The sequence below is a fragment of the Thermoflavimicrobium dichotomicum genome (genome assembly GCF_900114055.1).
Taxonomy (GTDB): Bacteria; Bacillota; Bacilli; order Thermoactinomycetales; family Thermoactinomycetaceae; genus Thermoflavimicrobium; species Thermoflavimicrobium dichotomicum.
The window spans coordinates 192,014-213,761 of sequence record NZ_FORR01000001.1; the positions used below are offsets into that span (position 1 = coordinate 192,014).

The 21,748-nt window shown below is 42.0% G+C and carries 23 protein-coding genes; 3 read left to right on the forward strand and 20 right to left on the reverse strand.

Annotated features, from left to right (window positions below; translation table 11 throughout):
• Positions 1-291: 291 nt before the first annotated feature.
• Positions 292-882 carry an ATP-dependent Clp endopeptidase proteolytic subunit ClpP gene (gene clpP, locus BMZ78_RS00875; RefSeq protein ID WP_093227154.1) on the forward strand — a complete coding sequence of 197 codons (591 nt, stop codon included), beginning with the start codon at positions 292-294 and terminating at the stop codon, positions 880-882.
• A 91-nt stretch (positions 883-973) separates the two neighbouring features.
• Entirely contained in the window at positions 974-1,303 is a 330-nt protein-coding gene (locus BMZ78_RS00880) for an antibiotic biosynthesis monooxygenase family protein (protein WP_093227155.1), read from the forward strand.
• Positions 1,304-1,446: 143 nt separating this feature from the next.
• Here BMZ78_RS00880 and BMZ78_RS00885 read toward each other — a convergent pair whose 3' ends face one another.
• The 19 genes from BMZ78_RS00885 to BMZ78_RS00980 form a co-directional block, all read right to left on the reverse strand.
• A complete protein-coding gene (locus BMZ78_RS00885) occupies positions 1,447-1,812 on the reverse strand; it encodes a hypothetical protein (RefSeq protein ID WP_093227157.1) in 366 nt (121 codons plus the stop codon).
• 53 nt (positions 1,813-1,865) lie between these two features.
• The gene (locus tag BMZ78_RS00890; protein ID WP_093227158.1) at positions 1,866-2,387 is read right to left on the reverse strand and encodes a helix-turn-helix domain-containing protein; all 522 of its coding nucleotides are present in this window, start codon (positions 2,385-2,387) and stop codon (positions 1,866-1,868) included.
• A gap of 125 nt (positions 2,388-2,512) precedes the next feature.
• Positions 2,513-3,145, reverse strand: coding sequence for a hypothetical protein (locus tag BMZ78_RS00895; RefSeq protein WP_093227160.1), 633 nt, complete (start codon positions 3,143-3,145; stop codon positions 2,513-2,515).
• 202 nt (positions 3,146-3,347) lie between these two features.
• Complete coding sequence (locus BMZ78_RS00900; RefSeq protein WP_093227161.1) at positions 3,348-3,605, reverse strand: HPr family phosphocarrier protein; 258 nt, start codon at positions 3,603-3,605, stop codon at positions 3,348-3,350.
• 52 nt (positions 3,606-3,657) lie between these two features.
• Positions 3,658-4,596 (reverse strand): DNA-binding protein WhiA, encoded by a 939-nt coding sequence (gene whiA, locus BMZ78_RS00905; RefSeq protein ID WP_093227163.1) that lies wholly within the window; start codon positions 4,594-4,596, stop codon positions 3,658-3,660.
• Between the two features lie 12 nt (positions 4,597-4,608).
• On the reverse strand, positions 4,609-5,598 hold the full coding sequence (locus BMZ78_RS00910; RefSeq protein ID WP_425263901.1) for a gluconeogenesis factor YvcK family protein: 990 nt from the start codon (positions 5,596-5,598) through the stop codon (positions 4,609-4,611).
• A 12-nt stretch (positions 5,599-5,610) separates the two neighbouring features.
• Entirely contained in the window at positions 5,611-6,492 is an 882-nt protein-coding gene (rapZ, locus tag BMZ78_RS00915; protein ID WP_093227166.1) for an RNase adapter RapZ, read from the reverse strand.
• 218 nt (positions 6,493-6,710) lie between these two features.
• Entirely contained in the window at positions 6,711-7,037 is a 327-nt protein-coding gene (locus BMZ78_RS00920; RefSeq protein WP_093227167.1) for a thioredoxin family protein, read from the reverse strand.
• An 11-nt stretch (positions 7,038-7,048) separates the two neighbouring features.
• Positions 7,049-8,740 carry a tetratricopeptide repeat protein gene (locus BMZ78_RS00925; RefSeq protein WP_175482222.1) on the reverse strand — a complete coding sequence of 564 codons (1,692 nt, stop codon included), beginning with the start codon at positions 8,738-8,740 and terminating at the stop codon, positions 7,049-7,051.
• A gap of 676 nt (positions 8,741-9,416) precedes the next feature.
• Complete coding sequence (gene hisIE / locus BMZ78_RS00935) at positions 9,417-10,049, reverse strand: bifunctional phosphoribosyl-AMP cyclohydrolase/phosphoribosyl-ATP diphosphatase HisIE (RefSeq protein WP_245739681.1); 633 nt, start codon at positions 10,047-10,049, stop codon at positions 9,417-9,419.
• The gene (gene hisF, locus BMZ78_RS00940) at positions 10,046-10,804 is read right to left on the reverse strand and encodes an imidazole glycerol phosphate synthase subunit HisF (protein ID WP_093227172.1); all 759 of its coding nucleotides are present in this window, start codon (positions 10,802-10,804) and stop codon (positions 10,046-10,048) included. The genes hisIE and hisF overlap by 4 nt, the downstream gene beginning before the upstream one ends.
• Complete coding sequence (gene hisA / locus BMZ78_RS00945) at positions 10,801-11,544, reverse strand: 1-(5-phosphoribosyl)-5-[(5-phosphoribosylamino)methylideneamino]imidazole-4-carboxamide isomerase (RefSeq protein WP_093227173.1); 744 nt, start codon at positions 11,542-11,544, stop codon at positions 10,801-10,803. The genes hisF and hisA overlap by 4 nt, the downstream gene beginning before the upstream one ends.
• On the reverse strand, positions 11,541-12,164 hold the full coding sequence (gene hisH, locus BMZ78_RS00950) for an imidazole glycerol phosphate synthase subunit HisH (RefSeq protein WP_175482223.1): 624 nt from the start codon (positions 12,162-12,164) through the stop codon (positions 11,541-11,543). The genes hisA and hisH overlap by 4 nt, the downstream gene beginning before the upstream one ends.
• Complete coding sequence (hisB, locus tag BMZ78_RS00955) at positions 12,164-12,769, reverse strand: imidazoleglycerol-phosphate dehydratase HisB (RefSeq protein WP_093227176.1); 606 nt, start codon at positions 12,767-12,769, stop codon at positions 12,164-12,166. The genes hisH and hisB overlap by 1 nt, the downstream gene beginning before the upstream one ends.
• On the reverse strand, positions 12,760-14,046 hold the full coding sequence (gene hisD / locus BMZ78_RS00960; protein ID WP_425263902.1) for a histidinol dehydrogenase: 1,287 nt from the start codon (positions 14,044-14,046) through the stop codon (positions 12,760-12,762). Before hisD ends, hisB begins: the two co-directional genes overlap by 10 nt.
• Positions 14,046-14,678 carry an ATP phosphoribosyltransferase gene (hisG, locus tag BMZ78_RS00965; protein WP_093227179.1) on the reverse strand — a complete coding sequence of 211 codons (633 nt, stop codon included), beginning with the start codon at positions 14,676-14,678 and terminating at the stop codon, positions 14,046-14,048. The genes hisD and hisG overlap by 1 nt, the downstream gene beginning before the upstream one ends.
• Positions 14,641-15,855: an ATP phosphoribosyltransferase regulatory subunit gene (hisZ, locus tag BMZ78_RS00970; RefSeq protein WP_093227181.1), complete on the reverse strand. Its 1,215-nt coding sequence runs from the start codon at positions 15,853-15,855 to the stop codon at positions 14,641-14,643. The genes hisG and hisZ overlap by 38 nt, the downstream gene beginning before the upstream one ends.
• Positions 15,856-15,914: 59 nt before the next feature.
• The gene (locus BMZ78_RS00975; RefSeq protein WP_093227182.1) at positions 15,915-16,511 is read right to left on the reverse strand and encodes a non-canonical purine NTP pyrophosphatase; all 597 of its coding nucleotides are present in this window, start codon (positions 16,509-16,511) and stop codon (positions 15,915-15,917) included.
• Between the two features lie 253 nt (positions 16,512-16,764).
• Positions 16,765-18,648: a serine hydrolase domain-containing protein gene (locus BMZ78_RS00980; protein WP_175482224.1), complete on the reverse strand. Its 1,884-nt coding sequence runs from the start codon at positions 18,646-18,648 to the stop codon at positions 16,765-16,767.
• Between the two features lie 367 nt (positions 18,649-19,015).
• Between BMZ78_RS00980 and BMZ78_RS00985 the strand changes: the two genes are divergently transcribed.
• On the forward strand, positions 19,016-20,098 hold the full coding sequence (locus BMZ78_RS00985; RefSeq protein ID WP_093227186.1) for a quinone-dependent dihydroorotate dehydrogenase: 1,083 nt from the start codon (positions 19,016-19,018) through the stop codon (positions 20,096-20,098).
• A 214-nt stretch (positions 20,099-20,312) separates the two neighbouring features.
• Here the strand turns inward: BMZ78_RS00985 and aroA are convergent, their stop codons facing one another.
• Entirely contained in the window at positions 20,313-21,677 is a 1,365-nt protein-coding gene (aroA, locus tag BMZ78_RS00990) for a 3-phosphoshikimate 1-carboxyvinyltransferase (RefSeq protein WP_093227188.1), read from the reverse strand.
• Positions 21,678-21,748: the final 71 nt, after the last annotated feature.

Sequence of the window (21,748 nt, forward strand, 5' to 3'; positions counted from 1 at the left end):
GTTTCAAGAATCTTGTTGTTTCCATTCGGTAGTGTTCATTTGATAAAAACAGGATGAAGAAAAATTCGCACTATTAATCAAATATTTAGAAAATTGTATATGAAATAGGAAGAGTATCCATTTCCATCGAAAGGAACTCCGCAAGGAACTGATTTCTTCACAACTTTATCAACATTCCACAACAAATGAATGGACTTCATTTTTTATTTGACCTTTTTTGACCAATGGATTATGATATAAATGAGGGAAGAATTTCTTCTCTTTTTATAACCCTAGAAAGGGGAGAGAGACATGAATTTAGTACCCATTGTAGTAGAACAAACAAGTCGTGGTGAACGTTCATATGATATTTATTCCCGCTTATTAAAAGATCGGATCGTCCTTTTAGGTGGACCTGTAACTGATGATTCAGCCAATCTCATTGTGGCTCAGCTTCTATTCTTGGCAGCCGAAGATCCAGAAAAAGATATCCATTTATATATCAATTCACCAGGTGGTTCGATCACAGCAGGAATGGCCATCTATGACACGATGCAGCACATCAAGCCAGATGTATCCACCATCTGCATTGGAATGGCTGCATCCATGGGAGCTTTCTTGCTTGCAGCTGGAGCGAAAGGAAAACGATATGCACTTCCCAATAGTGAAATCATGATCCACCAACCTTTAGGAGGGGCACAAGGTCAGGCTTCTGATATTGCCATTCGTGCTCAACGCATTTTGCGTATGCGCGAAAACCTGAACAAGTTACTTTCTGAGTTTACCGGCCAGCCTCTGAAAAAAATTGAACAAGATACAGATCGAGATTACTTCATGACCGCTAATGAAGCTTTGGAATACGGTTTAATTGATAAAGTACTCACAAATAAATCCGATAAATAATAAAAAATAATTTGCCAACTGTTTTAGGATGAATCAGGGATATCCTAATAGATATCCCTAATTTTACATATTCTTAAAGGAGCTGCCCTCGATGTCATCATTTGCTTCCACTCCAAAACCGCCTTATTATGCAGTCATATTTACTTCCAAAAAACCAGAAACACACTCCGAATATGATCAAATGTCCAATCAATTGCTTGAATTAGTCAAAGACCAACCGGGCTTTTTGGGAGTAGAAAGTGCCAGAAGTGCAAATGGGTTAGGAATCACTGTTTCTTATTGGGAATCCCTTGATGCGATCAAACAGTGGAAACAACATACATTCCATCAAATCGCTCAACAAAAAGGAAAAGAAAAGTGGTATCAAGGATATCAGGTTAGAGTTGCAAAGGTAGAAAAAGACTACAATTCGAATTTCTGAAAATATGAAAACCTAAGCTCAAGTGTTCAGATTGTTGACAAAGATGGATTCTGACCATCATTGCAATAAAGGAAACCCCAAAGACGGAAAAAGAATCCCGTTGTTTGTCAACATCCTCAATACCTGAGCTTAGGTGTTTATTACTAATTGGACTGATAAGGTTTGACTTCATTTGCTTTTTTGATTTGGATTCGAAATGGATTAATAATATTTGACTCTGAAATCTCTTTTCGCACCTGACGAATAATCCGTGGATATTCGCTTTCTTTGACATGAGGTTTTGGGATTACAGTAACCACAATGTGATCCCAATTATAATCAACCAAAACATCCTGTACTCCATCCACATTTCGTGCTGCATCCTTCATACGGCTGTCTGAATAACCCACATAACTGTAAGATTGACTGTCATTATCCAACCCTTCTCTTTCCGTGGGCTTCTCAAAACGTTGACAAGCCATCGTTAAACATAAGATGAGCGGAATGAGGAACACTGTTCTCCACTTCACAACTCCCCACCTCCCTGCTGTTATTTTGTGCAGGAAGGGGAATTTCATACGGTTCAAGAATCAGGAATTACAATCGTTGAGAATATGCGGGCTCGACGTTTTGGAGATGGTTCTTTCTGTAAAAAATGTTCAATCAGTGCATGTAGCTGGTCAATCAGTTCTTGGAACTCATCATCCGAAAGATTTAAATGTACCTGCTGATAGAATATCCCATTTTTTTGAGTATCACACGACACTTGATCCATATAGCGCTGAAAATCAGATTGTAGCACAGCTAAAAACCCTAAAAAATGTTGTCCATAGTCAGCCTGGGTTTCCTGCTGATCAGAAGCAGGCGGAACTTGCAATGCATGTTCAGCCAAAGCATATACTCTCTCAAGCGCCCCACGAATTTGCCTTTGTTGTACAACTTGTAAAATGCCTCCCTGGAGCAACTTGTTCACATGACGATACAAAGTGGCTTGAGGAATATCTGGCAACAAGTCGATTAACTGCTGAGCTGTGAGATTTCTTCCTCCAACAAAGGCGCGAATAATCCGCATACGGATCGGATGCAATAATAACTCTGCTTTCATAATCAGGAATGATTCCCACCTCATATTTTTATTCTTAATAATGATAATAAACTGTATTCACCTTCGTCAATGATTCGAACAGAAAAAGCTTTCACTTTATTTCAAGCGAAAGCAATCCATTCATTTCATGGAACAGGATGGAACTCTTTAGTGATCAGCCTCTTTTCTGTTAAAACCAATATCCATATACAGAGGCATTCACATATGGCGTAAACCCATTCGTTATTCAATAACCGCCCGATACCGATTCCACAAAAACCGGTCACCATCCCCAATAGCATGAATGGCCAGCGCTGCTGGATCCACAATGCCCAACCGACAATGAATAATGGAAGCAGTGCAAGGAATAACGTAGCAGGAATTGGATCAAGGATGATCTTGGCAGAATCTGACCGCAAAAACTCGGTATACACTCCAAATATTACAGCTATAAGAAAGTAGCTGTAAAAAATGGCCTTTGTACTTAGACGCTCACCCCAGTCGACATGCACACGTCGTACAATATCAAGCGCAACAAACACAAGTAATGGGATTAGAACAACATACACAACATAAGCAAAGATATGTAATGCCTCCAGCATTTCATTAAAACCGATTCCTGTTCCAAGTGATAAACTGAAATACCGGAAAAATAGGCAAAGAATAAGAAAAAGCAGCCAAGAAGTTCCCCAATATTCAGATTCACGGGAATAACGAAAAATCTGTATAAACAAAATAAAGTAAATGACGGTTAATATCGGATAGAAAAGAGCTTCCATATTCTCCTCCATATCCTATTGTTTGATATCCCCATCATATACAATAATTGGTTATGCTAATCCGCTTAAATGTGACATCCCTTTGTCCTATTTGGTACAGATTTTTGTATAACTTGAAAAAAATGGATGGAAAATGAATAAAAATGGCCTATCCATCATATGGATAGGCACGTATTGCATAAAAAAGCTTGATATTGTCCAATTACTCTTTTTTCGAAACGATCTCAGCCAATGCATTTACTGCTTCTTCCGCATCGGGACCTTCTGCACTAATCACAATTTCCGTACCTTTTGAAGCAGCCAAACTCATGACTCCCATGATACTTTTAGCATTTACTTTTTTATTCCCTTTGGCTACAAACACTTGGGAGGAAAATTGATTGGCTTTTTGTACAAACGCTGCTGCAGGACGTGCATGCAATCCAGCTTCCAAATTGACAATCACTTTTTTCTCTACCATGCCTTTCTCTGTTACGCATCCATTATATGCGAAACAGATTATTCACCTCACTTTATTGGATTTTTCGTAGTTGATCTGCCATCTCATCGAGTTTCCGCAATCGATGATTAATCGCGGATTTACTTATTTTTCCGCTTGGCAGTAACTGCCCCAATTCAGATAGACTTACCTCTGGATACTTTCTTCTCGCTTCAGCCACTTCACGTAAACGTGCGGGCAATTGATCCAAGCCGATCTCTCTGTCAATCAACTCGATATTTTCAATTTGTCGCATGGCTGCTTGAATGGTTTTATTCAAGTTAGCTGTTTCACAATTGACCAAGCGATTGACAGAATTACGCATGTCTTTCATGATGCGAACATTTTCAAAGCGCAGAAGGGATGGATGAGCTCCAATAATGTTTAAAAACTCACCAATCTTGTCTCCCTCTTTAATATATACAACATAGCCCTTTTTTCTCTCAATTATTTTAGCATGAAGACGAAGTGAATTCATAAGTTGACAAAGTGCTTCACTATGATCATGATACGTTGAAACCACTTCCAAATGATAGGATGCGCTATCCGGATTGTTGACAGAGCCTCCTGCCAAAAAAGCACCACGTAAATAAGCTCGTTTACAGCATGGCTTTTTGATTAACTCTGGCGAAATACCACTGATACGTTCCCAGCTATTTTCCTTTAATATATGCAAATCCGAAAGGATCATCTCTGCTTGCGAAGAGAGTCGAATCAAGTAAACATTATTTTTCTTTAACCGGACTTTTTTACGTACCAGCACTTCCGGTTGCACTTGATATAAATACTTAAACAAAGAAAATACATGCCGAGCAGTCGCTGGATTTTCGGTTGTAAAATCCAAAACCATCCGTCTTTCCTTTAATTGGAGCGCTCCGTTCATCCGCACCAAAGCAGACAACTCTGCCTTTTTACAACAGTCATCTGTCTGTACCTGTGTTAATTCCTTTTTGGTTGTTGAAGTAAAGGACATGACTCATCCCTTCTATCCGCTCTGTAGTTGTCTGAGGCGCTCTTGGACTAGCCGTACAATATGCCTGCTAATGCGATCCGCATCATGTCTTAACACCGATTGATATAACAATAAATTATCCGCCAGCACTTGACAACCCATTTTATGAATTTGTTTAATATCTGGCTTGACCATGCACTGATTGCTTTTTGCATATCGCTTTTGAATTTCTAATGGAGGTACTTCATCATTTACAATCACATAGTCAAATAACTGCTCTCCCACATGATCATAAATCGCTCGAACATGATCACTTGCCGTAAAATGATCCGTTTCTCCCGGTTGGGTCATGACATTACACACATAAATTTTGCAAGCCTGTGAAGCACGAATGGATTCGGTCATATCTTTTACCAAAAGATTGGGGAGAATACTTGTATAGAGGCTTCCAGGTCCCACTACAATCCCATCGGCATCAGCAATCGCCTGAACTGCTTCTTCAAGCGGTCTTGGCTCTGGAGGATGAAGAAAAACCCGCCGTATCTTTTTACCCATTTTAGGAATTTGTGATTCACCTTTTACAATCGTTCCATCCATCATTTCCGCAATTAAGGTAACATCTTGTTCACTTGCGGGCAAGACACGACCGCGCACGGCCAAAACCCGACTCATTTCTTTCACAGCCCGTGTAAAGTCACCTGTAATCTCTTTTAAGGCAGCAATCATTAAATTGCCAAGTGTATGACCTTTCAGTCCTTCACCATTTTCAAAACGATATTGAAAGATACTTTCCAAAAGCGGTTCTGTATCTGCCAGAGCAATTAAAACATTGCGTATATCACCAGGAGGAGGCATTTGCAAATCATTACGCAGACGCCCCGAACTACCTCCATCATCGGCCACTGTTACAATCGCTGTAATCTCAACAGGTAATTTTTTCAACCCTCTTAAAATAACAGACAAACCCGTCCCTCCACCGATGCATACAATATGCGGACGGGCTATTTTCAAGTCACCTACGATCGACACCTTTTTTTATCCGCCTTTCTTGATGTCTCGATGTGTCACTCGGCAATGCTCTTTCTCTTTAAACATGCGATATAAATATTCAGCAATCGCAACAGAACGATGTTTTCCACCTGTACAACCGATTCCAACCACTAGATGTGATTTTCCTTCCCGGTTATAGTTAGGAAGTAGAAAGGACAATAAATCCACCAGTTTATCCAAAAACTGTTTCGTTTCCGTCCATTTATGCACATAATCATACACTTCAGGATCTTTCCCCGTATGTGGCCGGAGTGAATCTACATAATGTGGATTCGGCAAGAAGCGGACATCAAAGATCAAATCCGCATCAATCGGAATACCGTATTTAAAACCAAAAGACATAAAATGAACTGTCATCCCAACTTGACCAACCTGGGAATAATGAGCAACAATTTTTTCTTTTAACTGGCTGGGTTTTAACTGGCTGGTATCAATAATATAGTGGGCTCGTCCTTTTATTTCCTCTAACAGCTTGCGCTCTTGAACGATCCCATCAAGTGGTGTACCATCCGGAGAAAGAGGATGTCGTCTTCTTGTTTCCTTATAGCGGCGAACCAAGGTTTGGTCATCTGCGTCCAAAAATAATATTTGATAATGAATACCATGAATCTTTTCCAACATTTCCAATGAATCAAATAACGATGAGAAAAACTCTCTACCTCTTAAGTCAATCACCAAGGCAACTTTCCGGAGCTTCCCCTCCGATTGCTCCAACAACTCCGCAAACTTCGGCAATAAGACCGGAGGAAGGTTATCGATACAAAAGAAACCCAGATCTTCCAAACTCTGTACTGCAACCGTTTTACCAGCGCCGGACATTCCGGTGATGACAACTAAATTCAATTCTTTATCGGTATTCACAGCCATCACCTTTCACTCTTAATGTTACATCTATTATAACGTAGTTTTTTATGTATGATCATTCCTTTTTTGCCAATGATTGCAAATCCCTGTTGCGCATTACAGTAATAGAAGATCAGGTCAAAGAAAAAACGCAGGAATTCCCTGCGTCAGTTCGCTGACTCAGGATGACGACAAAGCCCCCCCAGCCATTTTATCCTTTGCCAAAAAGCTGACTCCTGCTTTTATAATTTCTTTTGTGACATTCCTTCCAAAAAGGTTTCAATTTGTTCTTTTGTTTTTGCATCTCGGCTAGGCAAACGCCCGATTTCTTCCCCATCTTTAAAAATCAGGAAAGTAGGAATTCCTTTCACATTATATTGTTCGGCAATCTGTGTGGCTTCATCAACATCCAGAATTCCGAACTCATAACGATCTGCAAATTTCCGCTCAATCTCAGGTAAATCAGGTTCAATCCGTTTGCAATCAGGGCACCAATCCGCTGTAAATTCGACCACCTTTTCACCCATTTGTACAAATTTAGAAAAGCTTTCCACTCCAAGCTTTTTCATCGCTACACTCCTCACTTTTTATCAAAAATTTCATCAGCTAGAGATGATAATTGCTTAATATACCTTGTTACAGTCGAAACAGAAATATTGTATTTTTGAGCAAGAGATGTTTTGGTCACCGCTTGCTGATCCTGTTTGATGGCAAGATATTCAATGGCGGCCGCCCATCCTTCTACTTTATGAACGGTCGGAATTCCATTTTCCATCTGCTTTTTCCAGAGTGCCTTGGCCTTTTGTTTTTCTTTGCTAGAAGCATCTTGCATATGTTTTAAACAGCAGTCCCAAACCTGGTCCCACTTTTTCTTCCATAGCGAAAAATCGGTTTGCAAATAAACTCGTTCTATTTGTAGTTTATACCCTTCATAATTCATCATAAACGGGGGCTCTGCATTCATATCCTGTAAAGTAAAAAGAGCCATCTTTTTCAATTGCATATTTTCGCCTGGACGTAACAGAATCTCCCGCAATTTCTCTTCCAAATCTTCGGGTGAAAGGAGAGCCAATGTCTGGATGGCCCCGAATTTATCATGATCATGCCCTTCATCGAGCAGATTATAAAGAAATTGCGTAAAACTGGGGTCTGAGTACAACTCTTCCAGTTGTTCAGATGGTGGAATATCCTTCTTCTCCTCAGGAATCCGATAGTCATAGCTCACAACTGGACGAGTATGATCCGGATGATTGAGATGCTTCTCCACTTGCTTTAAATAGAAAAGGGGTACACCTGATTGTTGGTCTAAAGCCAATGCTTTTTTCCAATAACGGCGGGCTTGAATCAGCCTGCCTGTATTCCATGCGGAGACAGCTGCATAGTGATAAAGATCCGGTTCGGGCAGGATCTCTACTTTAGCAAGCAGAGAGAACAATTTGTAGGCGACTTCGTGTTCTCCCAATGTTCCCATCGTCAATGCCAATTTATAAGCATGTTCCTTATGCATTGGAACCAAATTTTTGAGTGTTTGAATAATACGTTGGCTCAAAGACACTTTTCCCATCGCATCGCTAATCACAGCAAAGTTGCAAAGGGCATGCAGGTTGGTGGGGTCCTTCTTTAAAACCTGATCAATCAATTCCAATGATTCCTCAATTTTCCCCATATAGTAATAAGCTTGAGCCAAATTGTTATAAGCCGGTAAATAATCTGGCTGCATTTCGATAATTTCTTTTAGCAAATCAATGGCGGGCAAAAAGTTACCCGTTTCCAGATATCGATAAGCTTCTTCATGCTTTTGGATATGAAGAGGAAGTTCAACTGGAATGGGTTCCTTCGGGGGGCGTCCCAGCTCCAATGAGAGCATGTACAACATGTCTTCCGCCTCTTCGGCATATTCTCCATAAGGATCCCTGCTTAGATATTCAAGCAAATAGCTTTCTGCCAGCTCCAAATTATCCATATTCCCTGCATTATTCGCCATATAAAAGAGACATTCATGCAGGTTGGGATCCACTTCATTTAATACTGTTTCTAACACTTTATTGGATTCTTCATATCGGCCTAATTCAGATAAAATCCCCGCTAAATTGCAGTGATTGACCGGATTGTCCGGCTCTTTTTCCACTGCAAGGCGAAAATATTTCAATGCTTTTTCATATTGATGACGATTTAATGATCGGACAGCCCGTTCAAAAAAGAAACCCGCATCAAACCGAAGGCGAACCACTTTTTTCTCTTCGCTATCCAATCCAATTTGTGACCTTTTCATAACTTCCCTCCAACCAGCCAGCATAGTTTTACTGGTGGGATGGTATCTGACTGAAAAAGTATATCATACTTTTTATTAAAATACAGTTAAGGATTAAGTACCGAAACAATGTTGTAATAGAACCGAACCTGCTAAATGGCCTGAATGAGCAGTAGAGTCATCGATAAAATGGTAAAACGAATAGAATATTGAGGTTGAAAGGAAATGGAATTTGTAGTAGGTTCACAATGGTCCCATCTGTATTAATCATGTCCTCAATAATAATAAGAGTATACCCCTGAACTTCTTCAACCATAGGTGTTATTTTTGCCTTATGATGAGCCGGACTCTTCCCATCAAAAACACTAACGGAGGGTCCAGCGAAACAGCCAATTTCCCGGCTTGACATGACCAACATCCTGAGAAACCACTACAGGTCTAGAGATATCCTGTTTCAAGCCGATTGATTCAGACATCACTCACTCCTCCAAATGAGGTAAGATCATCCACGATTCGTTCATAATTTTCCCTATTATATCGTATTTCTCTAGCAAAACCCAAAAAGAAATAGAAGGAATAAAAATATACTCTTTTCTAAAAGAAAAAGTCGCTTTGTAGCGACACAGGAACATGGACGAAGCAAATCCACTTGAAGCCTCAACGTTTTTGCCAAGAAGCGGGGGTTGACCACCACGATTTATGTGGTGGTTTTGACATGCCTTTTCTCTAACTCATGTAAAACCTCATCCAACGGCAATTTTGCTTCTTGTAATAAAACGAGCAAATGATAAAGCAAATCGGCAGTTTCATATCGTAATTCGTCATGGGACTGATTTTTAGCTGCTATTATCACTTCCGCTGCTTCCTCACCCACTTTTTTTAAAATCTTATCCAATCCTTTTTCAAACAGGTAGGTCGTATATGCCCCTTCTGGTCGCTGTTCATCTCGCTCTTTAATCAGCTGCTCCAATTGGGTCAGAATCTGGAATCGATCTGTTTTTGCATGTTTCATTTCAGTAAAACAGCTATAAGCTCCTGTATGACAGGCAGGTCCTTGGGGAATCACCTGAACCAACACGGCATCCTGATCACAGTCGTAATGCAATGATACCACTTTTTGTGTATGTCCTGACGTTTCTCCTTTATGCCATAGTTGCTGACGCGAGCGACTATAAAACCATGTCTCTCCACTTTCGATTGTCAGAGCCAAAGATTCTCTATTCATATAAGCCAATGTTAAAACTTCTTTGGTTTTTGCATCTTGTACAATAGCAGGCACAAGACCCCGATCATCATATTTGATTTGTGCTGGATCCAGATTCACCTTCACCGAACCTCCACCCCCCGCTCTTGCAGATAAGACTTCACACTCCCGACAGATACCTCTTGAAAGTGAAAAATCGATGCAGCCAGGGCAGCTGCTGCTTTTGTTTTGGTAAATACTTCATAAAAGTGCTGTTCATTGCCTGCACCACCTGAAGCAATCACAGGAACTTGTACCGTGTCGGCAACAGCTTGGGTTAATGCCAAATCGTAACCATCTTTATGTCCGTCACAGTCCATGCTCGTCAAAAGAATTTCACCTGCTCCACGTTCCACTGCTTCTTTCGCCCATTCGATTGCTTTTCGTTCGGTTCTATTTCTTCCGCCATGTGTATAAACAACCCAGTCTTGCAATGCCGGATCATATTTGGCATCAATGGCGACAACCATACATTGGCTGCCAAACCGTCTCGCTCCTTCTTCGATTAATCCAGGATCCAGAATTGCTGCCGTATTGATCGATACCTTATCCGCCCCAGCCCGAAGCAATTGAAACATGTCCTCCACTGTGCCAATTCCCCCACCTACTGTGAAGGGAATACTTAATTCTGCTGCCGCCTGTTTTACCACTTCAATCATGGTTTTTCGCCCTTCATGCGATGCAGAAATATCGAGAAAAACAAGTTCATCCGCTCTTTCCCGATCATAGTAAGCAGCCAGCTCTACGGGATCACCTGCATCCCGTAAATTGACAAACGAAACACCTTTCACGACCCGTCCATCTTTCACATCCAAACAGGGAATAATGCGTTTGGTAATCATCTCGCTTTCGCCTCTCTTACCATTTGAATGGCATCATTTAGTCGAATTTTGTTTGTATATAAGGCTTTTCCAATAATGACACCAGCCACTCCTTTGGGCCGAACAGCCAGCAAACGCTCAATATCCTCTAAAGAGCGAACCCCGCCTGAAGCGATCACCTGTTTCTTTGTCGCTTCAGCAAGAGCCACAACTGCTTCTATATTGACCCCGGACAGCATGCCATCACGAGAAATATCCGTAAAAATAAACGTTTCCGCTCCATACCGTATCATTTCACAAGCCAGCTCTTCCGCTTTGACATGAGAAGTATCCAACCATCCATGCGTAGCCACATACCCTTCTCTCGCATCAAGCCCCACAGCGATCTGCGAACCATATCGTTCTAAAGCTTGCCGGACAAAAGAAGGGTTATCAATAGCTGCTGAACCAATCACCACACGACGGACTCCCAGGTCCAACCATCTTTCCAGCCGCTCCATATCCCGTACTCCGCCCCCCACTTGTACGGGAACCGAGCTATTTTGTACCAATTTCTTAATCACAGGCAGATTGATCAATTCACCTGAACGAGCGGCATCCAAATCTACGACATGAATCCATTCTGCACCTGCCTGGATAAATTGCTCCGCTATTTGTAGAGGATCCTCACCATAGACGGTTTCTTGACCATAATCTCCCTGCTTTAGGCGAACGCACTTTCCGCCACGGATATCAATGGCCGGATAAATCGTAAAACTCATCGTGCTTCCACTCCCGTCTTTTTAGCCAAACGTATAAACTGATGCAATAATTGCAAGCCTAATTCTCCACTTTTTTCAGGATGAAATTGCATCCCATAAATATTGTTTCGATTCACGATTGCCGTTACTGGATGTTCATAATCAGTTGTTGCAATTACATCTTCCGGATTTGTCGCTTGAACATGATATGAATGAACAAAGTAAACATATCCTTCAGAAATCCCTCGGAACAACGGGTGTGGATGTTTAAAAGAAAGCCAGTTCCATCCCATGTGGGGTACAAGGAGATCGCCAGAAAAACGAACGACATGCCCTGGTAAAAGATTGAGCCCTTCATAATACCCATTTTCATCACTGCCAGTAAAAAGCAGCTGCATACCCAAACAGATTCCCAAGATCGGCTTTCCAGTAATGGCTTCTTGTTTAATAACCGAATCCAAACCACGTACTGCCAATTCATACATCGCGTCTCCAAACGCACCGACTCCCGGCAAAATCAAACCGTCTGCTTCTCTCAATACTTGTGGATCACTGGTAATGATACATGACTCTCCCATGCGTTCCAATGCTTTGCTGACACTATGCAAGTTTCCCATGCCATAATCAATAATGGCAAACATCATAAAACCCCCTTCGATGAAGGTACGTCCGTTACTCGTGGATCAATCTGGGTTGCCTCATCCAATGCGCGGCCCAATGCTTTGAACAATGCTTCAATCATATGATGCGTATTGCGACCATAGTGTAAAATGACGTGCAAATTCATCCGTGCTTCGATCGCCAGCTTCCAAAAAAATTCATGAACGAGCTCCGTCGAAAATGTTCCTACCTGTTGACAGGGAAACTCGGCACGAAATTCCAGATGAGGGCGATTCGACAAATCGATGACCACTTGTCCCAAGGTTTCATCCATGGGAACAAAGCTATTTCCATAACGGCGGATTCCTCTTTTATCCCCAAGTGCTTGCCTTAACGCTTGTCCCAAACAGATCGCAATATCCTCTACAGTATGATGATCATCGATCTCGATATCCCCTTTCGCTTTGACTTCCAAATCAAAATGACCATGTTTGGCAAATAAATCCAACATATGCTCTAAAAATGGAACCCCTGTCGACAAAGATGTATTTCCAGTCCCATCAATCCGAAAAGTCAAAGAAATATCCGTCTCAAAAGTCTTACGCTCTACTCTCCCAACTCGTTCGAATGACTCCATCAATCCCATTCACCAACCTTCCCAGTCTCAAGTCGAATCGATATGGAAGCAGCATGTGCTCCCAAGCCCTCAGCATGAGCCAATGTCATTACCTTTGGACCATCCCTGAACAATGCTTCCCGACTATAAGCGACCACACTCACCCGTTTTACAAAGCTATCCACACCCAGCCCGGAAAAGAATCGAGCTGTTCCTTCTGTAGGTAAAACATGATTTGGCCCGGCAAAATAATCGCCAACTGCTTCTGGACTATATTGACCCAAGAAAACGGCTCCAGCATTTTTTACTTGATGTATCCAATCCCACGGAGACTCAATCAACAGCTCCAAATGTTCGGGGGCTATCTGGTTGGCGATCGCAAACGCTTCATTCAGATCTTGTGTAATACAGATCGCGCCACGATCACGTAAAGAACGGGCAGCAATTTCTTTGCGTTCCAAAGAATCCAATTGCCGTTTAAGTTCAACCACCACTTGTTCAGCCAGTCGGGAAGAAGGTGTGAGCAGAATGGCAGAAGCAAGTGGATCATGCTCCGCTTGAGCCAGGAGATCTGCCGCCACATAAGCTGGATTCGCTTTTTCATCAGCAATTACGGTGACATCACTAGGTCCTGCGATACTATCAATATCCACCTGCCCATACACCGCTTGTTTGGCTAAAGCCACATAGATATTCCCGGGTCCTACAATCTTGTCAACCTGCTTAATGGTCTCTGTTCCATAAGCCAATGCGGCAATCGCTTGTGCCCCTCCTACCTTGTACACCGTGTGTACCCCGGCAATATAAGCCGCAACCAAGGTAGGAGCATACACGGTTCCATCTGGTAAAGGTGGTGTTACCATCACAATCTCAGGCACGCCTGCCACAAATGCGGGAATCACATTCATCAGTACGGTTGATGGGTAAGCAGCTTTGCCACCTGGGACATACACTCCCACTCTGGTTAAAGGCCGAACCAGTTGTCCCAAAATCGTTCCATCTTCTGCCGGTTCAAACCAGGAATTTCTTTTCTGCTTTTCATGATAGGAGCGAATACGTTCGGCCGCTTCTTTCAAAGCTTGGACAAAATCTTCTTCAACCTGCGACCAGGCATCATCAATCTCTTCTGGAGTTACTTGGAGTGCAGATAACCTGACACCATCAAACTGTTCGGTCAAGCGATAAAGTGCGGAATCCCCTTGTTCACGCACTGATTGTATGATTTCTCGCACAACCTGCTCTTCCTTTGGATGACGAGATTCCAACCGTTTTCGTTTCGTCAGTTCATCGCGTGTCACCTTGGCAATCATACAGAAACCCCTTCCTGAATTACACTCGTTAACTGTTCACACAGGAAAGTGATCATCTGTGTTTTCATTCGATAACTTCCCCGATTCGCAATCAAGCGAGAGGTAACGGTTGCAATCACTTCCAGTTCAACCAATCCATTCTCTTTCAGCGTTCTTCCTGTTGAAACAATATCCACAATCCGATCAGCCAATCCCACTATTGGAGCCAGTTCAATTGAACCGTTCAGATGAATCACTTCCACTTGTTGACCTTGTTCTTTAAAATAACGAGTAGCTACCTGCGGATATTTGGTCGCCACTCGTGGATATAGTGGAGGCTTCCAATCTGGTTTTCCAGCGACTGACAGGCGACAGGGACTGATCTGCAGATCCAGCAGTTCATATACATCCCGTTCTTCTTCCAACAACACATCTTTTCCTACAATCCCAATATCCGCTACACCATATTCAACATAAGTAGGTACATCCATCGGTTTGGCTAAAAAAAAGGAAAGTCCTGCTTCTGGTAATGTTAATGTCAGCTTTCGGGAGTGTTCCGCAAACTCTTCCGGAATCGCCAAGCCTGCTTGACGTAATAAACACAGGGCTTCTTCAAAGATTCTTCCTTTCGGCATCGCAATCGTTAACATCGTACCTCTCTTCCCCCTCTCCAGTCAGCAAAATAACCCGATCCTGCTCTGTCACCCACTCTTTATATGAAAACGCATCATCCAGCCGATGAAGGATAACCACATTTCCTTCTTTTCGTAGGGAGATCGCTTTTTTTATAGCCTGTCTATGGTACAAAGGCTTATAACCAATAATGAATCGTTTTGGTGAATCACCTGTGAATGGACTGGCCTCCATCACACGATTGATATCCAGTGCAAATCCGGTCGCTGGAAGAGGACGGTCAAAGCAGGAAAGCAATTGGTCATAACGCCCTCCACTTAACAATGGAAACCCCAGATTTGTCGAATAACCTTCAAAATACATACCTGTATAGTAATGAATTTGACCGATCAGACTGAAATCAAATACGATCGAAGAAGTAACACCATATCCATCCAAGTGATTCCATATCTCCTCTAACTGTTCAATTGCTTGTTGTACTTGAGGAGAGTGAGTCAACTTGCGAATATGCAACAGTTGCTCTTTTCCTGGTGAAATCCGCAGCAAAATAGCCAATTCCTTTTTGGTTCGTTCACTTACTCCCAATAGATCAAGCTCTTGATGAAATCCCACCATATTTCGTTGCCCCAAATATTCTTTCAGGCGCAAAACTGCTGAATCATCCTTGATACGTTCGCGAATGAATCCATCTAACAAAGTGACATGACCAATCGCCAATTGAAATGATTCCAGATAGCACGCCTGAAGAGCCTCAATGGCTAGCGCAATCACTTCAGCATCGGCCTCGGTGTTTGGCAATCCGATCAATTCAACACCGGATTGATAAAATTCAGCATGTCTTCCCGCTTCATTTTCTTGTGCTCGAAACACGTTCGAATGATACGATAACCGAAGTGGCAAGGGCTTCTTTTTTAGAACAGAAGCCACCATCCGGGCAATCGGTGCTGTCTGATCCGGACGCAGAATCAGGGTATTGCCTTGTTGGTCCATGCATTTAAACATTTTTTCTTTTAAAATCGCACTGGCTTTACCAACAGTGTCATAAAACTCTAATGTTGGAGTTAGAACTTCTTCATATCCCCAACGCTCAAACTGATTCCGAACACGTTCTTCCAGTATTCGCTTTTTGCGCGCCAACTCGGGCGGCATATCGTGAAATCCGGTTGGTTTTTCAAAGCCTCTTAATTTAGACATCGCATCACTGCTCCATAGATACTTTAGTTTGCTAATATACTAAAGAGATATTGCCATTATTATAACATGTATGTATCTTGTTGACCATTTTTCTTTTCATGAAGGAATAACCAGTGAGCCATTTTTTCCAATGCTTTGCGACGATATGAATAAAATAAACGTTTTTCCATAGGAAGATCTTTTAAAACATGATGTTCTCCTTCTGGAATAAAAACAGAATCAAATGGGAATCCCGGCACTGGCTGTATATCTTCGGTTAGCGGGTCAATAATATGTCCCTTGGTAATGCCTGAAAATGTTTGAACTTGTCCCTTCCAACAAACAGCTACTGTACCTTCAAACCAAGCCTCTCGATTCTCTCCTGCCAGAAGTTTGGCAATGCCACGGTAGCCGATTCCATTAAAAATCCGCTTCGTTAACACACCCGGAAATTGATGATAAGCCGCAAAGTAAATGCCGGCATCATCCACCATCACTTGATCATAACCTTGCTCCATCGCTTGTTTTATTTTTTGCAAAGCGACCTCTTTGACTGTTCCCGCATCCGTTTCAATCAATGAAAGAGGAAAAGGAACCACTTCCAATCCCAATGGCTCCAAAACCGCCTTTGCTTCTGACAATTTCCCCTGATTACTGGTTGCAAACAAAATCTTCATTTGCTTCCCCTCCTCATGTCCTTAACGCTCTCTTTGTTATACTAACCCTTTATGCTCCTATTATATAAAATGGCAGGGAAAACACTGATGTACGAATGAAAAGAAATGCTTACATGCAGTTATGCGCTGAAATTTGCGAACAAAAAAAGCACCTAAAATAGATGCCTGTCTGATTGTTGGCAAAATTTATATTTCGGTATCGTTTTTCAGACTCTTAATAGCTAAAACCAATGCTCTGATCTTTCAAATCCAATTAATAAGAGAGCCAAACCAAATTCCAATACCAAGTAAAGAGAACAAAGCCCAATCCACTCCAGGCAACTGTTAAATAATAAGAACGAAAGATCTTCATCGACCATGTTCCATGAGGTAATTGAATGGCCTTCGAGATCACTGCGATGGATAGACTGCCTGTAATAAGCGGAATCATGCTAGTCAGCTTTAGCTCCCACGGAACCCCAAAGCTTAAGGCTCCCCAGAATTCGCTCATCATCGGGCGCAGTAACCAGACAAAGATGCCAACCAGGAAAAGGATATTGAATAGCCCAATGAGCCCTGAAAGAAGAACAAGGAATTTTCCCGGTTTCTTTGCTATCCACCTCCAAACATATACAGCAATCCCCCATGTACTGATTAAAAAAATAACAATAAACCAGCCAAGAAGACTAAAATGAAACAGATCTGTTTCATACCAGGGAATCCGTTCATAAGAAATCGTATCCCCTTCAACATAGAAATATTCAACTTTCCCTTGCTGATTTTCTTTAAAGACAATCTGCTGATCTTTGCCCAGCATTTTAAACAAACCTGACTTAACGGGAACCAGCACAGGGAATTTTTTGAAGACTCCTTTACTTTCCAACGCTCCTCGTTGATTTTCCTTTAATCGAACCTGAAAAAACAAAGCGGCAATTTTCTCCATGGAATGAGCAGAGTAAAGAGTAGCACGATACGTACCCGCAAACTTGCTTGAATCCAGTTTAGGCTGATACAGAAGCGGCTGGGCCAGTGCCAGTACATTCTCAATATCCAAAAAATACCGATCCATCAATACATCTTTCACTTCTTGTGTTAAAGGACGCCCCGGTTCATCCATGAAATTGCGATTATAAATGAAGAAAAAACCCACATTTTCTTCGGGAATTAAATAAAGAATACTGGTTGCTTCAGCAATTTTTCCTTCATGAAATAAAGCACGTCGACCATTTTTCATCTCAGTGAAAAAACCATAAGCCATTCCCGGCATCCGCGGGTCAGGAGTAAAATGTTGGAGGTGCATCCTGTTTACTGTTTGCTGTTGTAAAATACGCTTTCCGTTTACTTTTCCACCTTGCAAATGAGCAATCATAAAAGAAGCCAAATCCAGTGGTGTCGCCATCATGGAACCATAAGCGCCTCCCTGAATGCAGGAGAAAGGCTGGGGAACATTTTTTCCCTGAATCAAACGGTATCCCAGGGCCAAATTCTCTTTATCATGTTCAGGAAAATCTTGTATAAACGTACTATTTTTCATTTGGAGAGGAGTAAAAATCTGCTTTTTAACATATTGGGCAAAAGGAACTCCGGTCACATCCGTAATGATTCTGCCTACAATTTCAATCCCTGTATTGGAATAGCTCACCATTTTTCCGGGTGGACGAACAGGCGGATGGATAAAGGATTGTGTAATCTCTCCGGGTGGTAACGCTTCTTTTGAATTGGAGACGTTTACCATCTCGCGTGAATCATCCAAACCAGAAGTATGTGTTAATAAATGATGGAGAGTGATTGGTTGATTATCATACTGCGGGAGTTTAATCTGTTTTAAATATTGATTGACATTTGCATGCAGATCCACTTTTCCTTGTTCAACCAATTGCATGGCTGCTGTCGCCGTAACCAGTTTAGAAATGGAAGCTACACGGAATAATGTTTGATCTACACGAACAGGCTTTTTCTTTTCCAGATCTCCATATCCGTATCCTTTGGCATAAAACACTTTTCCATCCTTTACCATAACAAATGCAGCTCCTGGTATTTTCTTTTCTTTCATCTTTTCATGAATGAATGGATCCAGAAAAGAAGCGAATTTATTTGAATCATCCAGCGTATGCTTTCTCTCCTCAGCAACTGCTGGAATTGCGTACAAGCTATTCATTATAATCAAACAAAATATTGTAAATATTAAACATATGAAGGGGTGTTTTTTCATTCATCTCACTCCTTTCCATATCAATTGTGGAGAGTGTGCCTTATTGATTCCCGTGCATGCATTCATTCAATCACTTTTAAATGATACTTAACTTATTTGTTAGATAAGTAACATGGCGTAAAATATTTTTCATGTAAGTCATACTATTGATAAATTTGAATGATACGTATAATAAAGGAATAAAAAAGGAATTGTTCCATTTTTATCCATCAAAAAAATATTTTTCCTGTTAACCTTATATTTAACTTTTTGGCAAACTGCAGGGAATGTGTTATGCTACTGTACGAATATTTTGCTGGAAAGGAAGCAGCACATGTATAACACCATACGTCCACTTCTTTTTCAAATGGATCCAGAATCTGCGCACAATTGGACAATTCTGGCTCTGCAGATGATGCAAGCTAACCCATTGTTAAAGAAATATTTTACAAAAAAAATGACAGTCCATGATTCCCGTCTGCATAGTCAATATTTTGGACAAACATTCACGAATCCAGTTGGACTGGCTGCTGGTTTTGATAAACACGCCAACGTATATCCAGCCCTTGCTGCCCTTGGCTTCGGTTTTGTCGAAGTAGGAACGCTCACGCCACGTCCACAGGGAGGGAATCCTAAACCGCGGCTCTTCCGCCTGGTGGAAGATGAAGCGGTTATTAACCGAATGGGCTTTAACAATCATGGGATCGAAGAAGCAAAACGCACTTTCTCCCAACTTCCACGTCCATCCATCCCCATAGGGATCAATTTGGGAAAAAACAAAGATACTCCCAACGAACAGGCAAGTGATGACTATTGTCAGGGACTGGCTACTCTTTATCTTGAAGGGGACTATTTTGTGATCAATATCAGCTCACCAAATACGAAAGGATTACGAGATCTTCAACAGGTTCAAGCTCTTCAAGAGCTATTATCTTCGATCCTGACTGAACGTGATCGGCTCGCCAAAGAACATGCTAAAAAACAACCCGTACTCCTGAAAATAGCACCTGATCTGACTACTGAACAAATAACGGATATCGTTCAGACAGCGGTGTCTCTGGGAATCGATGGTATCATTGCTACCAATACCACACTATCTCGCGATGGACTCCGTTCTTCCAAACAAAATGAAACAGGCGGTCTAAGCGGACGACCTTTACGTGAGCGCTCGACGGAGTTAATCAGACAAATCTATCGCATGACAGAAGGACGAATTCCTTTGATTGGTGTAGGAGGGATCTTCACCGGCAAAGATGCGTATGAAAAAATATGTGCCGGTGCCAATTTGGTTCAAGTATATACAGGCATGATTTACCGTGGCCCATCGATTGCCCGCCTGATTAACGAAGAGTTACTTCAACTGTTAGAGAAGGATGGACTGACGTCCATTCAGGAAGCCATTGGCCGATGTGTTTAATAGGATAAAAAAAGGAAAGGACGGACTCCACTCTTCCGATCCTCTTCTGGCTATCATCTTGATAAAACAAGAGCGACATCCTCACAGGATGCCGCTATATTATTCATATTTCACTTTACCATTGGGATTCTTTTTCCTTCCATTTCTGTTGCCAAAATGAAGAAAATCCTTTCAGCCAGCCCTTATCAATATCCTGGCCCTTCCCGTTTTCAGATTAGGATGTCGCCTTTTTCTCCAGCTTCACTTGCAATCCCAGCTTTTCCAATTCGTTGAAATACTGTGGGCACGTTTTCGACACACAACCAGGGTCCAAAATGCGGATTCCTGGTACTTTGGCTCCAATCAGGGCGAGTGACATCGCCACTCGATGGTCATCATAAGCAAAAAGCTCAGCTGCCTTCGGCTGTCCCGGATAGACTGTCAATCCATCTTTTCTTTCTTCCACTCGAATTCCCATTTGAGTTAATAGCTGAACAATCGCCGAAATCCGATCACATTCATGATGGCGTATATGCGCAACGTCATGAATTGCAATGGGACCATCAGCGAATGGAGCGACGGCCGCCAAGGTTAAGGTTTGATCTGACATCTCCTTCATGGAAATATCAAATCCCCCTTTTAATTGTTGGACTCCTTCCAGTTCAATAAACCCGTTTCCTCTAGTCACACGACATCCCATCCGTTCAAATACATCCACAAGTTGGATATCCGGCTGTCGCGTTTGGTAAGAAAGATTTGTAATTCGTACTCGTCCATTGGTCAGAGCCGCCAAAGCAAAAAAGTATCCGGCTGTTGAGGCATCTGCTTCCAGTTGCAAACGGCGTGCATGATAGCTTTGCGGTTTCACTCGCATCATCGTTAACGAGTCATCGTGGTCAACATGAATGCCGAACTGTTCTAATAAATCAATCGTCATCTTTACATACGCATGTTGTACGATATGATCTGTAATGCAGATGGTTACCGGATTTTCAGCTAAAGCACTTGCAATGAGCAATCCACTGATAAACTGACTGGAAGTACTTCCCGAAATGTGTACTTCTCCACCTTTCAATCCCTCTCCACGAATTTCAATGGGTAAATACCCTTCCTTCTCCAGGTAACGAATACTGGCTCCCAGTTGTTGCAAAGCTGTAATGAGCGGATGCATGGGTCTCTCGCTCATCCGCTTGCTAGCCCGAATCACCCAATTTCCGCCTTTGGCGGCTGCCAATGCTCCAGGCAGAAAACGGGCCGTTGTTCCTGCAGCTCCAATATATACCTCTGCCTGTTTTACCGGCCAGTTTCCACCCATTCCGTAAACCTTTGCCGTATCACCTGTTATTTTAACTTCTACACCCAGTTCTTTTAATGTCTGGATACACCAGTAAGAATCATCACTTTTCAAAATACCAGATAATTCAGATTCACCATGAGCAAGTGCCGCCATAATCAAAGCACGATTTGTCAAACTTTTGCTTCCAGGCACAACTAACTCTGCTTGAATGGGATGGCTTGCTGGCGAAACTTCCGCCACTTCGATATCTTTTAACACAGACCATTTTGAACGTGCTGCCAAATCAGATACAACATGTGTCATAGATGGAACACTCCCAGTTCATACTGTGATATATTGCAAATCATTTTAAACGAATCCCATTGGAAATGGAA

Bases quoted from the DNA above. Each gene is read 5' to 3' on its own strand.
- clpP (WP_093227154.1), top strand. From the start codon at position 292: ATGAATTTAGTACCCATTGTAGTAGAACAAACAAGTCGTGGTGAACGT.
- BMZ78_RS00880 (WP_093227155.1), top strand. From the start codon at position 974: ATGTCATCATTTGCTTCCACTCCAAAACCGCCTTATTATGCAGTCATA.
- BMZ78_RS00890 (WP_093227158.1), bottom strand. From the start codon at position 2,387: ATGAAAGCAGAGTTATTATTGCATCCGATCCGTATGCGGATTATTCGC.
- BMZ78_RS00895 (WP_093227160.1), bottom strand. From the start codon at position 3,145: ATGGAAGCTCTTTTCTATCCGATATTAACCGTCATTTACTTTATTTTG.
- BMZ78_RS00900 (WP_093227161.1), bottom strand. From the start codon at position 3,605: ATGGTAGAGAAAAAAGTGATTGTCAATTTGGAAGCTGGATTGCATGCA.
- whiA (WP_093227163.1), bottom strand. From the start codon at position 4,596: ATGTCCTTTACTTCAACAACCAAAAAGGAATTAACACAGGTACAGACA.
- rapZ (WP_093227166.1), bottom strand. From the start codon at position 6,492: ATGGCTGTGAATACCGATAAAGAATTGAATTTAGTTGTCATCACCGGA.
- BMZ78_RS00920 (WP_093227167.1), bottom strand. From the start codon at position 7,037: ATGAAAAAGCTTGGAGTGGAAAGCTTTTCTAAATTTGTACAAATGGGT.
- BMZ78_RS00925 (WP_175482222.1), bottom strand. From the start codon at position 8,740: ATGAAAAGGTCACAAATTGGATTGGATAGCGAAGAGAAAAAAGTGGTT.
- hisF (WP_093227172.1), bottom strand. From the start codon at position 10,804: ATGATTACCAAACGCATTATTCCCTGTTTGGATGTGAAAGATGGACGG.
- hisA (WP_093227173.1), bottom strand. From the start codon at position 11,544: ATGAGTTTTACGATTTATCCGGCCATTGATATCCGTGGCGGAAAGTGC.
- hisH (WP_175482223.1), bottom strand. From the start codon at position 12,164: ATGTTTGCCATTATTGATTATGGCATGGGAAACTTGCATAGTGTCAGC.
- hisB (WP_093227176.1), bottom strand. From the start codon at position 12,769: ATGGGATTGATGGAGTCATTCGAACGAGTTGGGAGAGTAGAGCGTAAG.
- hisG (WP_093227179.1), bottom strand. From the start codon at position 14,678: ATGTTAACGATTGCGATGCCGAAAGGAAGAATCTTTGAAGAAGCCCTG.
- hisZ (WP_093227181.1), bottom strand. From the start codon at position 15,855: ATGTCTAAATTAAGAGGCTTTGAAAAACCAACCGGATTTCACGATATG.
- BMZ78_RS00975 (WP_093227182.1), bottom strand. From the start codon at position 16,511: ATGAAGATTTTGTTTGCAACCAGTAATCAGGGGAAATTGTCAGAAGCA.
- BMZ78_RS00980 (WP_175482224.1), bottom strand. From the start codon at position 18,648: ATGAATAGCTTGTACGCAATTCCAGCAGTTGCTGAGGAGAGAAAGCAT.
- BMZ78_RS00985 (WP_093227186.1), top strand. From the start codon at position 19,016: ATGTATAACACCATACGTCCACTTCTTTTTCAAATGGATCCAGAATCT.
- aroA (WP_093227188.1), bottom strand. From the start codon at position 21,677: ATGACACATGTTGTATCTGATTTGGCAGCACGTTCAAAATGGTCTGTG.